The 14830-nt window shown below is 38.7% G+C and carries 16 protein-coding genes; 7 read left to right on the plus strand and 9 right to left on the minus strand.

The features are described 5' to 3' along the window. Position 1 precedes the first annotated feature (1 nt). The 8 genes from VB691_RS18480 to kdpA all read right to left on the minus strand — a co-directional run bounded on the left by VB691_RS18480 (position 2) and on the right by kdpA (position 8296). Positions 2-1105: a universal stress protein gene (locus VB691_RS18480; protein WP_323292990.1), complete on the minus strand. Its 1104-nt coding sequence runs from the start codon at positions 1103-1105 to the stop codon at positions 2-4. Positions 1106-1186: 81 nt separating this feature from the next. After that, positions 1187-1717: a hypothetical protein gene (locus VB691_RS18485; protein ID WP_323292991.1), complete on the minus strand. Its 531-nt coding sequence runs from the start codon at positions 1715-1717 to the stop codon at positions 1187-1189. Positions 1718-1728: 11 nt separating this feature from the next. Beyond that, the gene (locus VB691_RS18490) at positions 1729-2973 is read right to left on the minus strand and encodes an AAA family ATPase (RefSeq protein WP_323292992.1); all 1245 of its coding nucleotides are present in this window, start codon (positions 2971-2973) and stop codon (positions 1729-1731) included. 50 nt (positions 2974-3023) lie between these two features. Continuing rightward, entirely contained in the window at positions 3024-3596 is a 573-nt protein-coding gene (kdpC, locus tag VB691_RS18495; RefSeq protein ID WP_323292993.1) for a K(+)-transporting ATPase subunit C, read from the minus strand. 54 nt (positions 3597-3650) lie between these two features. Next, positions 3651-3893, minus strand: coding sequence for a potassium-transporting ATPase subunit F (locus VB691_RS18500; protein WP_323292994.1), 243 nt, complete (start codon positions 3891-3893; stop codon positions 3651-3653). Between the two features lie 8 nt (positions 3894-3901). Next, positions 3902-4105, minus strand: coding sequence for a hypothetical protein (locus tag VB691_RS18505; RefSeq protein WP_323292995.1), 204 nt, complete (start codon positions 4103-4105; stop codon positions 3902-3904). Positions 4106-4329: 224 nt separating this feature from the next. Continuing rightward, complete coding sequence (kdpB, locus tag VB691_RS18510; RefSeq protein WP_323292996.1) at positions 4330-6441, minus strand: potassium-transporting ATPase subunit KdpB; 2112 nt, start codon at positions 6439-6441, stop codon at positions 4330-4332. A gap of 181 nt (positions 6442-6622) precedes the next feature. Then, complete coding sequence (kdpA, locus tag VB691_RS18515) at positions 6623-8296, minus strand: potassium-transporting ATPase subunit KdpA (protein ID WP_323292997.1); 1674 nt, start codon at positions 8294-8296, stop codon at positions 6623-6625. A 284-nt stretch (positions 8297-8580) separates the two neighbouring features. Here kdpA and VB691_RS18520 point away from each other — a divergent pair, with 284 nt between their 5' ends. The 5 genes from VB691_RS18520 (at position 8581) to grxD (ending at position 11870) form a co-directional block, all read left to right on the plus strand. Further along, positions 8581-9681, plus strand: coding sequence for a HAMP domain-containing sensor histidine kinase (locus tag VB691_RS18520; protein ID WP_323292998.1), 1101 nt, complete (start codon positions 8581-8583; stop codon positions 9679-9681). Beyond that, the gene (locus VB691_RS18525) at positions 9668-10333 is read left to right on the plus strand and encodes a response regulator transcription factor (protein ID WP_323292999.1); all 666 of its coding nucleotides are present in this window, start codon (positions 9668-9670) and stop codon (positions 10331-10333) included. Before VB691_RS18520 ends, VB691_RS18525 begins: the two co-directional genes overlap by 14 nt. 116 nt (positions 10334-10449) lie before the next feature. Continuing rightward, positions 10450-11082, plus strand: a complete 633-nt coding sequence (locus VB691_RS18530; protein ID WP_323293000.1) for a hypothetical protein — start codon at positions 10450-10452, stop codon at positions 11080-11082. A 104-nt stretch (positions 11083-11186) separates the two neighbouring features. Next, a complete protein-coding gene (locus VB691_RS18535) occupies positions 11187-11438 on the plus strand; it encodes a BolA family transcriptional regulator (protein ID WP_323293001.1) in 252 nt (83 codons plus the stop codon). Positions 11439-11546: 108 nt separating this feature from the next. Further along, positions 11547-11870 (plus strand): Grx4 family monothiol glutaredoxin, encoded by a 324-nt coding sequence (gene grxD / locus VB691_RS18540; RefSeq protein ID WP_323293002.1) that lies wholly within the window; start codon positions 11547-11549, stop codon positions 11868-11870. Positions 11871-11926: 56 nt separating this feature from the next. Here the strand turns inward: grxD and VB691_RS18545 are convergent, their stop codons facing one another. Next, the gene (locus VB691_RS18545; RefSeq protein WP_323293003.1) at positions 11927-12181 is read right to left on the minus strand and encodes a DUF6761 family protein; all 255 of its coding nucleotides are present in this window, start codon (positions 12179-12181) and stop codon (positions 11927-11929) included. Between the two features lie 335 nt (positions 12182-12516). Here VB691_RS18545 and VB691_RS18550 point away from each other — a divergent pair, with 335 nt between their 5' ends. Beyond that, positions 12517-13296, plus strand: coding sequence for a response regulator transcription factor (locus VB691_RS18550; protein WP_323293004.1), 780 nt, complete (start codon positions 12517-12519; stop codon positions 13294-13296). Between the two features lie 220 nt (positions 13297-13516). After that, a complete protein-coding gene (locus tag VB691_RS18555) occupies positions 13517-14830 on the plus strand; it encodes a hypothetical protein (protein ID WP_323293005.1) in 1314 nt (437 codons plus the stop codon).

Here is a 14830-nt window from a genome sequence, read left to right on the forward strand (position 1 = left end):
ATTAGTTGTTAGTCGTGGCAATAATGTGTAAATCAATATCCTTAAGGGATCTAATAAGACGTTGTACAATTGAACCCTTGAGCAAGAGTTTCCAACGAGACTGTCGAGTCTGTCCAATAACAATTTGAGTAATATGATATTGTTGAGCGACTTCAGTGATCGTCTTAACCACATCAGAATGAGACACCCGCAAAAATTCTCCCCCTAATTCTTGACACAAGCTTTCACACATTTCAATGTAAAGGGTTTCATCCTTAGTGAGAAAGCGATCAGGATCGGAAACAAATAAAACATATAGCCGCCCTTTTAATTGACTAACTAATCTTGCACCCCTTCGTAACAGTCGAGAAGAATGGGGGTTAGTCGAGATACTGACTAAAATTCGTTCTTGAATACCATTAGATCCCTTTTTTCCTGACTGTTCTTCAGCTAATTCTTCTAAATTATCAGCAACTTCTCGAAACGCTAATTCTCGTAAAGCAACTAAGTTACGGTACTGGAAAAAGTTAGTTAAAGATTGCTCAATTTTATGAACATCATAAATTTTGCCATCTTCTAGTCGTTCTTGAAGGATTTCGGGAGTTACATCAACGACTACCACCTCATCTGCTTCATCTAACAAGCGATCGGGAATCCGTTCCCTAACGACAATTCCAGTAATCTTAGTCACTAAATCCTTTACACTTTCTAAATGTTGGATATTGACGGTAGAAAAGACATCTATCCCCGATTTTAGGAGATATTCTACATCTTGATAGCGTTTTTCTCGCACCGATCCAGGGACATTAGTGTGGGCCAGTTCATCGACTAAAACAAGTTGGGGAGAACGGGCTAAAATCTCCTCGACATCCATCTCTTTTAAGCTTTTATTTTGATAATTAACCTCTAATAAAGGAATTTTTTCTAATCCTTCTGCTTGTTCGGCAGTTTCTTCCCGATTATGGGTTTCAAGTAATCCTATTACTACATCAATTCCTTCTTCTTTAAGAGCTTGAGCATCTTGAAGCATTCGGTAGGTTTTGCCGACACCAGGAGCCATTCCGATGTAAATTCGGTGTTTTCCGCGATGAGATGCTGAAAAAAGGGATTCATTTGGCTTAATCATGAAATACGCACTAGGATTATCAAGTTAACAAGAATTTATGAGTCTATATGGGAATCCACTCGCATGAACGGCAGTGGAGGTTCAAGAGCGATTTCTACGTCGTCTTTGACTGTAACTTGTATTTTGAGTTTGTTGTTGAGTCGGTTCATAGGATTTTAAGCCCTGATCTCCTGTCAAAATTTCAACTTCCATCTTTAAACGATGATAATACTCAGCAATATCTTTAATTGTGGCATCTCCCATTGCTAACCTCTGATTAGCTAAAGGAGGCCAAACTTCGGCCAACTTTTTGAGTCCATCTGCTTGCCAAAATACCGATTGTTCTGTAAAAGCAGCCCAAGGAGTTGTTTGATCAGCTGCAAGTATCATTAATTTTGCTAATTCTTGCGCTTTTTCATATCGTTGAGATTGAGCTTGAGCAATATGATTTCCTGTTTCAATAATCGCTGCTAAGGGTAGAATAAAAGTTGTATTGGCTTTTCTTTCTTTATCAATAATTTCTTTAACTCTATCATGATTCCAAGGATCTTCATCAGAGCCGCAAATTTCTTTACCAGGTATTTGTAGCCAAACACAGAGAATTGAGGTATCAAAAATCAAAACTTTCGCCATGTTTTTGCCTCTTAGTTTATCTTAAAACTCTGTTCAATTAACCCTTGAGAGGTCACTTTTCCTAAGGAACCAGATGCCATCAATTTTGGTAAATTTTTCAAATCTTCCAGTAAGGTTAGTTGGCTATCTCCTGTACTGAGATCACGATGAGCAACCACAACATCAGGGACAAGTTCTAAGGGAAGTTCATCGAGTATAGCCGGATTATGAGTCGTTACAAGAACATCAATTGTCCTTTGTTCACTAATATCTAAAAGCATTTTTAATAATAGGCCGGATCGAGAAGGATGTAAACCATTATCTACTTCTTCAATCACAATCTGACTTCCTTTTGGTCGAGTGAGTAGAGCAGTTAAAATTGCTAAAAATCGTAATGTACCATCAGACATTCCTCTTGCATCAACTATGGTAGGATCATGATCGCTCACCCAAAATTCTTCACAATATAACATAGCATCTGTATTAAATTTTCCGACCGTTTCTGCCCATACTTTACGCACATCTTTTTCTGGTAATTGAGTTACGTAGCTTGAAATAGCTTCTTCAATTTCAGCTTTCTTATCAGCTTTTAAAGCAGCTAAAACTCCCGCTATATTGGAGGCATCACTATAGAGATTTTCAGTTAAAGGTGAGTAGTCACGCATCAGGGATGGAAGCGGCTCTAAAATAAAGAGTCTACTAAGAACTTGCGACACGACTTCGATACCTTCTGTAATTTCTTGTGTAATAGTTTTGGTAATTTCTAATTGACTTAAAATTGACATAGAACGGTGCATTTCTTGCGGTTTCCCCTTTTTTTTATTATAAAGTCTTGCGGTAATACTAGGATTTTCTTGTAAAACCGTATCAGTCCAAAATAAGTGGATTTGGTAGGGATTTTTGTCAGTTGTCGGACGTTTTTTTATTCTGTCTAGAGACTCGGATACTAATTGAACTCGCGGCGTTGTTTCAACAGTAATACTATATAAGTAGTCTGTGCGTTCATCATCAGTTCCTACTAAAATTTTTAAGGTAAATTGATGGTTAGGTTTTAGGGCCGCCCATTCAACTCCTCCACGAATTCCAGCTATTTTATTATCACCAGCTAAGGCAGATTGTAAATCAATACCTTGAACAGTACGATTTAAGAAAGCAAGCGCATCTAGCGCATTTGATTTACCACTCGCATTAGTCCCAATTAGAATCGTTAAAGCATTAATTTCTAATTCTGCCTCCCGAAAACTTTTCCAGTTGTTGAGAATCAATTTTTTCAACATAAGTTACAAATTAAAATACGATAATCTTCTGATTCTATATTATCGTTAAACTATAAACTATCCAATGCTAAATTAAGCTTTAGTACATTAACCCCAGGTTCGCCGAAAATACTTAAAAATCGCCCATCTATGTGCTTTGTAATCAGGATTTCCAATTGATTATTATCAATATTACGACTAGCTGCAATACGGGGTATTTGAAGAAGGGCAGATTCAAGGGTAATATGAGGATCTAAACCAGAACCAGAAGTATAAAGTAAGTCAGCAGTCGGTTTAATTTGCGCTTGTTGTAGGTCAAATATCGTTTTTTCAACCCGTTTAATTAAGTCAGGATTACTAGGGGCTAAATTACTAGCACCAGATATTCCCGTAGGTTGTGCGTCTCCCCCTTCACTATAATTAATCACACTGGGACGAGAAATAAAATAGCGATCAGATGTAAAAGTTTGACCAATTAAAGCCGAGCCAATCACCTGATCTTGATTGTCTGTAATTAAGCTACCATTGGCTTGATAAGGAAAGACAGTTTGACCGATAAAAATCATCAAAAAAGGATAAATTAGTGCCGTTAATACCCAAAGAATTAGGGTACTACGAAGACCAATTATGATATCTTTCACCATTGTTGTATCTCCTATATTTAGGGTGATTGTTCTTCAAAAAATTAATTGTTAGGTTTAAAATCGCTCTGGTTGAAAAATGACTACAAATAAATAGAAAGATAAACTAACTATTACTAGCAGAAGCATACCTAAAGCGTAAGCCGTATTACGAGTAATTGCGGCTCCAGTTGCTCCATAGATAACAGGAGAAAGAATTAAATTGAAGCACAATGCAAGGAAAAGAGAGATGGCAATGGGATGTTTTGAGCATTTTCCCCAAACAACCACCGTAAATTGACCTAAATGAATATTTTTCATGATTTATTTCAACCGTTTTTTACTTCTTGATTCTTTGGCGGATTCCAATTCTCATTAACCAAAACTTTGACATCAAAATAAGTCTCTAACCACACCCTAGCTCCTCCCTTATCTTTTCTTTCTTCATGGGAATAGCCACAATGAGGACAAATATGGGTTCGAGTTGATAAATAGACGCTATGCGGTTTATTTGCTGGTCGGGGTTTCATCATATTGTTGCTGTTTGTTTTACTGTTGCTAACATAAGTACAAATTACTAAGCTGTTAAGCATTTAAACGACGTATTGTAAATTTTGCAAAAACTGCCAAAGCATTGCTATACCTGACTTACATTTTAATTAGTTGTTGTCAAAATAAGCAATCTAAATGCTTAACAGCTTATTCCAAGTTCAGTATAGTTTTGGTTAAAAGTAAAGAAGTTGTGATCAACTAAATATCATCCTAACCCAATAGCAACAACCCCCCAATCAATCAATTTAATGCCAATAAATGGCGCAACAATGCCCCCTAATCCATAAATGAGGATATTACGCCGTAACAATTGATTTGCACTGAGAGGACGGAATTTGACCCCTTTGAGGGCAAGGGGAATCAAAGCAGGAATAATCAAGGCGTTGTAAATTAAAGCAGAGAGAATGGCAGACTGTGCGCTGGCTAACCCCATAAGATTAAGGCTTCCTAACCCTGCGGTGGCAAACATGGCCGGAATAATGGCAAAATACTTGGCGATATCATTGGCCAAAGAAAAGGTGGTTAATGCGCCCCTGGTAATGAGTAATTGTTTGCCAATTGTCACTAAATCAATCAATTTAGTGGGATCAGAGTCCAAATCTACCATATTTGCGGCTTCTTTCGCCGCTTGTGTCCCAGAATTCATCGCTAACCCCACATTTGCTTGGGCTAAAGCAGGTGCATCATTAGTTCCGTCCCCTGTCATGGCGACTAACTTACCCTTAGCCTGTTCTTGCTGAATCACACGAATTTTGTCTTCGGGGGTTGCTTCAGCAATATAGTCATCCACCCCTGCTTCTTGGGCAATTACCGAAGCTGTAATGCGATTATCTCCCGTTAACATCACTGTTCGCACTCCCATGCGTCGTAACTGATCAAAGCGTTCTCGCATTCCAGGTTTAATAATGTCTTTGAGATAAATCACCCCATAGACTTCCCCATTAAGAGCAACCGCTAAGGGCGTTCCCCCAAGATGGGAGACTTTTTCGTAAGCCTCCGTCAGATCGGCAGCAAAATTCCCCCCTCGTGACCGTACAAAGCCTTTAATCGCATCTACTGCCCCTTTTCTGGCTTCTGTCCCATCGGGTAAATTCGTCCCACTCATGCGGGTTCTGGCGGAAAATTCGACACTTTCTGCATCATTTTCCTCAAAATTAATCGATGCTCCTAATTGCTGCGCCAATTTAACGATAGATTTTCCTTCCGGCGTATTATCAAACAAACTGGCGGCCAGGGCAATTTGGGCGACTTCCTGTTGAGAATGACCATTAACAGGGATAAATTCCTCTGCTAGACGGTTTCCGAGGGTAATTGTGCCTGTTTTGTCTAAAACCAGGGTATTAATGTCTCCACAGGCTTCTACTGCCCGTCCAGAAGTTGCTACGACGTTAAACTGGGCCACTCTATCCATTCCGGCAATACCGATCGCACTTAATAATCCGCCGATGGTGGTAGGAATGAGGGCAACCAGTAAGGCGACTAGAGTGACAATACCAACAGGACTACCCACATAATTAGCGATAGGGGGAATAGTAACGACGACAACTAAGAATACTTGGGTTAATACAGCTAATAAGACAGTTAAAGCAATTTCATTCGGTGTTTTGGTTCTTTCTGCCCCTTCTACTAAAGCAATCATCCTTTCTAAAAAGCCTTTTCCTGGGTCGGCGGTTACTTTGATGATTAATTCATCAGAAATGATTCTTGTTCCTCCCGTCACAGAACTAGCGACATCGGAACTAGGTTCTTTTAAAACAGGGGCAGATTCTCCCGTAATTGCTGATTCATCGACAGAAGCGACTCCTTCTATCACTTCCCCATCAGCAGGAATCATTTCTCCTGCAATAACTTTCAATCTATCCCCTTTACGCAATTGGGTGGAACTGACTTCTTCTGTTGAACCATTGGCCAGTAGGCGATGGGCGGTGGTATCTCCTTTGGTGGAACGTAAGGAGTCTGCTTGGGCTTTTCCTCGGCCTTCTGCCACTGCTTCAGCAAAGTTAGCAAAGAGAACAGTTAAAAAGAGGATAATTGTGACTAATCCGTTAAATAATCGTTGATTTTCCCCAGAAACTGTGCCAAAAAGCTCAGGATTAAGGGTTAACAATGCCGTGATGATTGTTCCTACCCAAACGACAAACATTACAGGGTTTTTCAGCATAATCTTGGGATTTAGCTTAATAAACGCATCTTTAATCGCTCGTTTATATAAACCTTGGGTACTAACTCGCTGTTGCTTTTTCTGTTGACGATGACGAGAACGAGTGGGTTGATGGGGGAGTTTTTTCGTTTGTTCTGATTTTGGCTCTTGTTTCATGGTTTTTGGCAAATTTTTGCAGTTTATCTGGTTTTTGGGCCCAAGCATTGCGCCCCTAGGAAGCTATAGCAGTAGCCAAGGCAATTAGGACATTTTTCAAGGCTCAAACCCAGGTATAACAAAGGTTTTACTGTTGCCGTTCGGCTGACGCTCACGGAAGCCTGTTCCCTGTTGCCTTCTGCTATAACTTAAACCCTTCTGCAATGGGGCCTAGAGCTAAAACAGGCAAAAAAGTCAACGCCCCTAAAATGAGGATGACACCCGCCGTAACGAAGGTAAATAAGCCTGTATCCGTTCTCAGGGTTCCTGTTGTTTCAGGAATAGGCTGTTTCTGCCTCATGCTCTCTGCTAATAGTAATAGCGCAATAATCGGAATGTAGCGACCGGCTAACATGGCAACACTGGCGGTCAAATTCCACCACAGGGTATTGTCTCCCAACCCTTCAAACCCTGAGCCATTATTGGCCGCAGCAGAGGCGTATTCATAGACCACTTGGGAAACGCCATGAAAGCCAGGATTACTGATACCAGACAGAATTTCTGGAAAAACTAGAGTAATCGCGCCAGGAATGAGAATAGCGAAGGGATGCACCAATAAGATAACGCTGGCGAAGACAATTTCCCGTTTTTCAATTTTGCGTCCCAGGAATTCCGGCGATCGCCCGACCATTAACCCTGTGAGAAAGACGGTAAGAATGAGAAAAACAAAGAGATAGGCAGTTCCTGTCCCTTGTCCTCCCCAGATAATCTGTAAAAATAGATTAAATAGGGTGGAAAAGCCGCCTAATGGCATTAAAGAGTCGTGCATTCCATTGACTGCGCCGCACATGGTTCCGGTGGTACTCACTGCCCAAAGTGCGGTTTGCGCCCATCCAAACCGAATTTCTTTTCCTTCTAAATTAGGCTGTTGTGTGCCTAATAAATTGTTAATTAAAGGGTTTCCTTGATACTCTCCTATGGCGGTTATTCCGATTAAGAAAACATAGATGACAAAGACCATCCAAAAGATGAGCCATGCTTGTTTTTTATTGTTAATAATGACTCCGTATGTATAAATTAAAGAAGCCGGAATTGAGATCATTAATAAAGTTTCAATTAAGTTAGTCAAACCATTGGGATTTTCAAAAGGATGGGCAGAATTAATTCCAAAAAATCCCCCACCATTTTCTCCTAATTGTTTAATACTTTCAAAATGAGCAACAGGGCCTCTTGCAATAGTTTGAGTTGCACCCTCTAAAGTTGTTAAAGTTACAGGAGGAGCAAGGGTTTCAGGGATACCTTGGCTTAATAAAATAATGCCAGAAATTAAAGAAATTGGCAGTAAAATACGGGTAATAGATCGGGTTAAATCGACATAAAAGTTACCGAGTCCTTGTCCTGTTAATCCTCGGATAAAGGCAATAGCAACCGCTATTCCTGTTCCGGCTGAGGTAAACATTAAAAACCCTAATGCCAACATTTGACTGCCGTAACTAAAGGTAGTTTCTCCTGAATAATGTTGTTGATCAGTATTCGTTAAAAAAGAAATAGTTGTATGTAGAGCTAAATCCCAACTAGGGGCAGAAAGTTGAGTCGGGTTTAAGGGTAAACTTCCCTGAAAAGAGAAGAGCAAAAACACAAAAATCCCCATCACTAAATTACTGAAAATGACACTTTTAGCATATTGCCAACCTGTCATTTCTCGTTGGGAGCGAACCCCGCTGATAAGGTAAATTAGCTTTTCTAGGGGCAATAAAATAGGATCTAATAAGGTTTTTTGCTGAAGATATACTTTTGCCATATAGTTACCGAAAATCGGGACAATTATCAGCAAAAGCAGTAAGGTTATGGCTATTTGAATGAAGCCTTGAACCATGATAATTTCCTGCTTAATCAAAAGAGCAATGAATTACATTATTAATTATAGTCTGGACTAGCTTTTTGGGAATCTATGCTTATAAATATTTTATGTTTATAGTGATTTTATTTTTTTAGTATTACTTGGATATAGATTAAATTGACGATAATATATTGACCAATATAGTCCAGCTATATCCGGTGATATAGGTAAGATTTTAAACAGACTGTTGAGAAAAAGAGAACAAAGAATAACGCTATATAATAGTTATTAATCTAATTGTGCCAGAAAAAATCATAAAAATGTCAAAAACCATCTCTTTTATCAGAAAAGTATTTTCCTCCTATACTCATCAAAGTTCTTATTCTTATGGTTTAATTATCTCTATTGTTACCGTCGTCATTGTGATGGAATACGCAACGCCTTCTGCTTATGTTTTTGGCTATCTTTATACAGGGGCAATTTTATTAGCTAATACCCATATAAATCGTAATTTTGTAATTTTAGTAACTGTAACAACAGCAACTTTGACATTACTAAATTTATTTATTCCTGTGCTTGAAATTCATAACCTATCAACCATTGCTAATAGAATTATTGCGATGGTTGCTCTATTGGTAACAGGTTGGTTAAGTGTTCAAAATCACAATTATGAAGAAAAAATTGCCAATCAGCAAGCACAAATTAAGGCACAAGAACAACTTTTTCAAATGCGAGAAGATTTTGTTTCTACTCTCACCCATGACTTAAAAACCCCTTTATTGGGAGCAATAGAAACCTTAAAATCTTTTCAACTGGGTTCCTTTGGTCAAGTCAGCCCAAAACAACAAAAAATTTTAGAGATGATCAGTCGTTCCCATCAATCTACTTTACAATTAGTCGAAACCGTTCTTGATATTTATCGGAATGATAATGAAGGCTTAAAAATTGACCCAAAACCTGTTAATTTAAGACCCTTATTAAATGAAATTATTGCAAGTTTAACTGATTTAGCCCAATCCCGTCGCATTCATATTAATATAATAGGCGATAGACTTTGGGTAAAAGGAGATGCTTGGCAACTCAAACGGGTTTTTATTAATCTTTTGAGTAATGCTATTAACCATTCACCAAGAGGCAGTAATGTTGAAATTTTACTCGAATCAAAAGGAGATGAACAACAAATTTTAGTCATAGATAATGGCTTAGGCATTACGAAAGAAGAACTACCCCAATTATTTGAGCGATTTTACCAAGGAGTTAGCGATCGCCAAGCAAAAGGTTCAGGGTTAGGACTATATTTAAGTCGCCAAATTGTTGAAGCTCATGGTGGTAAAATTTGGGCAGAAGTTCGCTATCCCCAAGGAGCCATTTTTGGCTGTCGTTTACCTGCAATAATGGATGATTGTTATGACAATTTCTAACCCGTTAAGACTTTTATTAGTTGAAGATGATGAACTGTTTAGATTAGGACTTGTGACCCGTCTTCAGCGAGAATCTGATATTGAAGTCATCGCAGAAGCCAGTGATGGTGAAACCGCCGTAGAATTCACCAATCAGTATTTACCTGATGTGGTATTGCTTGATATTGGTTTACCTGGAATTGGGGGAATAGAAGCTTGTCGTCAAATTAAACAACAGCATCCGAATTTACCCATTTTAGTCTTAACTTCCCATTCCCAAAAATCCTTAATTGAACGTCTAATTGCTATCGGAGTTAATGGTTATTGTCTCAAAGGAATTGAAGCAGAACATCTTATCTTAGCCTTACGTTCTGTTGCTACGGGAGCATCTTGGTGGGATCAAACAGGGACAACAGAAATTCGCGCTGTTTTTGCTCAAAAACCTGTTATAAATACAGATACAATTGAAGTTATTGATAATCCTTTGACCCAAAGAGAACAGGAAATTTTAGGTTTAATTGCTCTGGGAAAAACCAATCAAGAAATTGCTCTTAACTTGGGCATTGCCACAGGAACAGTCAGGGTTCATGTTCATGCTATTTTACAGAAACTAGATGTCCGCGATCGCACTCAAGCAGCCATTTTAGCGATTCAACAGACTTCCTTAAAATAACCAATCCGCGATCGCCTAAAGACCAAATGGGATCTATTGGTGTTCCAGACAAATGTTAAGATACCTCAAAGATTCGTCCATTGTCGTCTTATCTTTTTGCTTAATCTAGTCATCTCATGTTAAAGTTGTCAATTTTCTCCCTCAGCTTATCGAGTGTCCTTGCTTTCTCCTGTATTCTAGGAATCGGAACACCAAACGCTAATTATGCTCAAGCTTTTCCCGTCAAGAATGCTCCCTTAGCCCAAACACCAACAGATACAGGTACAGAAGAAGAAGTTGATGATCCCACTGATCCTAATAATCTACGTCCTCTTAATCAAGCAGATAGCCTTCTCAGTTTGCAAGGAGGAGAAAAATTGATGAGTGAGGCCAATGAAGCCATTAATCAAGAAAATTATGGCTTAGCCGTCACGAAACTGCAACAAGCACGCAAAATTTTTAACCAATTATCTAATTTTCATCTCCAACTCGCCAATAGTTTCTCTGGTATTGATACAAAAATTTTTGATTCTCAAAGAAGCAACGCCCTAAAAACCGGACAACTGAGAGATTCCGCAACTTATCAATTAGCCTTAGTTCATCGGGCGCAAAATCAACCAGAATTAGCTGTTCCCCTCTTAATTCAGATTATTCGCTCTCAAAACCCCACCACCGACTTAGGCAAAAAATCCTATCAACAATTATATGAACTCGGTTTTGTGGATATGCCTTTTGGTAACGAGGGGACAACTGCACCGCCCCAAAACTAATCAACTGTTCTTATGATCATTTCCTGACAGACTCCTCTCAAGGTGTCTCACACACACAAATTAAGTCACAATAAATTTAGTATTTGTTTTTTGGGGAAAATTCCATGGTTGGACTCACACAAGTTGAAGACATGATTAAGGCTCAACTCCCCGACGCTCAGGTGGTGGTTAGAGATCTCACAGGTGGGGGCGATCATTTAGAAGCGATCGTGGTTTCTCAGTCTTTTGAAGGTAAAACCATGATCAAGCAGCATCAGCTAGTTTATGGCGCACTTCAAGAGGCAATGGCATCCGAGGCCATTCATGCCCTCGCTTTAAAGACTTATACCCCTCAAGCTTGGGAAGCGGCCCAATAAATTGTCTAAGCTACAATAAACATCATCGAAACTGAAGGCCGATCCGCGCCATCATTATCATTTTTCATGATTTGCATCGAATCGTCAGTAAATTTTTTAGGAGTAGTTATGACCCCAGACGTTAAAGAGCGCATTGATCAATTAGTCAAAAGCAATAAAATCTTGGTCTTTATGAAAGGAAACAAGTTAATGCCTCAATGCGGGTTTTCCAACAATGTAGTACAAATTTTGAGTACCTTGGGAGTACCCTTTGAAACCGTTGATGTCTTAGCTGATCCCCAAATTCGTGAGGGCATTAAAGAGTATTCAGAATGGCCCACCATTCCCCAAGTTTATATCAATGGGGAATTCATTGGCGGTTCCGATATCGTCTTTGAAATGTACCAAAAAGGCGAGTTGCAACAGCAAGTTGAAGTGGCTTTAGCTTCTTAAGCTTAAGACAATTTGGGGTAGGAGATTAATTTCCTACCCCACTAAACTAGAATATGTTAGTAATAATCCGCTTCTGTTTGGGTTTGTAAGGCAGCTAACTCAAAATTAGAAGGGTCACGGAAGAACCGCCACGCATCTTCCTCTAAGCGATGAATTAGATAGGATTCTAGGGTGTTTGTCTGCCGTAAACAAGCGATGTAGCCATCCATGTATGACTGAATTTCATCAAAACGGCGACCACGATTCCATAGATCTACCATGCCATCAGTGAGTTTTTGATAATAACGAATGGTCTGGGGATCTTGAAGCATAATTGTTAGGTTAGGCGACTTTAAATGGGGGTTGATAAAAAAGAAATAACTTGATTCTAATGAATCATTCTCAGAAAAACAAGTTAGAATGTTTATAAAGACTAAGAATTTAAGAAAATTTCATCCTCTGTATATCTTCTATTTTATCCTTTGGCCATTCATTTGAAAACAACCTCAATAGAAATTACTGATCAAAGTTAACAAAAAAAGACAAAACACTGTAAACTTTAATATTTTCTTCGGAACTTAGCCGAAACGTCGTAGCCAATGTTACAAATTCTTGACATTACGTTTGCTAGGCTAAGGAGTGTCAAATTAGAAGGATGAGAACTAAGGTGAGTCTGATTTACATTGCTATCGTTGAGGGGAATCCTCACCTACGCTCATTATTAGGTTGGCATTTGCAACAAGCAGGTTACATGGCTCAGCAATGCGCTAACCTGCACCAAGCGCGTAATGCCTTTGCTCATCGCCAACCCGCCTTAGTTATTCTTGACTCTGATCTTCCTGACGGAGATGGCATGGAATTGTGCCAATGGCTCCATCAACAACGCCAGTCGATGATTATGATTCTATCGGCTCGCAATACAGAAAAGGATATTGTTAAAGGGCTAAATGCGGGGGCTGATGACTATTTAAGTAAGCCCTTTGGTATGCAAGAATTTATGGCCAGGGTTGAAGCCTTAATCAGACGGTTACGGGTTGCTTCTGCCCCACTTTATTTGGATTATGGCGATTTAAAAATTGATCTAGTACAGCGTCGCGTACAATTTCGTGGGGATTTTGTCGATTTAACCCCTCAAGAATTTAGCTTATTGTATGTGTTGGCCCAAGCAGAAGGAAACCCCCTCAGTCGTGCAGAATTGCTCCAAAGAGCTTGGCCAGAGGCCATTGATAATCCCCGAACCATCGATACTCATGTTCTTTCCCTACGCAAGAAAATTGAAACTGACCCCCGTCAACCAAGTTTAATTCAAACGGTGCGAAATGTGGGTTATCGGTTTAATCCAGAGGTACTACAAGACGCTTCTGCCTCACCGTCAGCACCTCCCACCACCAGTCAAGCTCAAATTAGCCAGAATAGCCATAGTCCCCGTTTATCTAGTACCCATTAGATTTCCGGTTTAAAAGCAGGAGTTTTGAACATCCCGTGCTTTCTGATAAATATCCAAACTTTTTGTAGGTACCCTGTTAATTTTTAAAATTAACAGGGTACTTTAAGATTGTAAAGCTATTCAATTTCATGAGTGATTTATGATCTTCAAAAATTCCCATTTAGTAGAGTTATATTATAAGTCTAAACAACCGTACAAAAACCAAGGCTTTACGCTGTTCATGGTCACGTTACTGGGAACTGTAGGAACTGTTGCTGCAGCCGGATTAATTATTAGTACGACCACCGTGATTAATGCTAACACAAAAGCTGTAACTGAAAACCAAAACCATCATGGAATTGCTGAAGTTGCCCAAACTCGCATTAAATCTTTACTCATTGAGCATCCTAAACTGCTTGAATTTAATGACATTGAATGGGAAGAACAATTAAATTCCCCAAATTCTTCACAAGAATCTGAGGATTTTTCTAAGGCTTTACGTATTTGTAAAAATCAGCAAGATTGGAAAGCGGAAAAAGAAGATATTTTAGCCTTAGCTGAACACAAAAAAATCGAGCTTCCTTTTGGAAACTTTTCTCTAGAAAGCTTTCAAAAAATAGGGGATAATCAAGGGATTGCAACGGTAAATACTGAAATTAAAAACGGAGATTCTAGCTCATTTGAATTAGCTATTAATTTTTTTGATAATTACTTATCTGATCCGGTTCCAGTCTTATGGTTAATGGGCAAAAAAACTGGACAAGGAACAGCAAAAAGTCAGGTCACAGGTGATGTCTGGGTAAATGATTGTCAGTTTCCTCTTGATAAAATTAACATCACTGAACCGGATACTTATCAAGCTAAATATACAGGCATCAAACCGCCCGAATTACCTGATTTAGAATCTGTCAAACTAAGATTGCCAGAGAATCATTATTTAACAATAATTGATGAGGAGAAAAAAGGAAGAAAAGAAACAGAAAAAGAAACAAAAAGAGAAAGAGAAACAGAAAAAGAAACAGAAAGAGAAACAGAATTTACTTTTCCTCGGTCAGAAGATCAACCAACCCGCATCGAAAATAATAAAAAAGTCTATGAATATGTAATTACAGAAATTGATACGATTAACCAGATAGAAATCAATTCAGGGAGTAAAGAGGAATCTGTTACAGTTATCTTTTATGTATTAGGGGATATTCAAGCAGATAATATTATTCATAAATGTGAATCTAATCAACCTTGTTCCCCAGAAAATTTTATTATTTTGGGTTATGAAGGTTCTCGAATAAATTTACAATTTGAGCAATTAGATGCTTTTATTTTTGCTCCTAACTATCAACTAGAAATTAAACCTAAGAATTCCCCAGATCATCCGGCCCAATTTAGAGGAAGTTTGTGGGTAGATAACTTATCTCTTGAAGGTGATGATGATAGTGAGCAATTGGAATTTAAACAAGCTTTCACCTGGAGAGATTTACCTCAACAATTGCAATTAATTAATCCGTCTCCAAAGTTGATTCAAGTCACCTTAAATCAACAAGAAAAAGAAAACTAA

This window comes from Crocosphaera sp. XPORK-15E (genome assembly GCF_034931425.1).
GTDB lineage: Bacteria > Cyanobacteriota > Cyanobacteriia > Cyanobacteriales > Microcystaceae > UHCC-0190.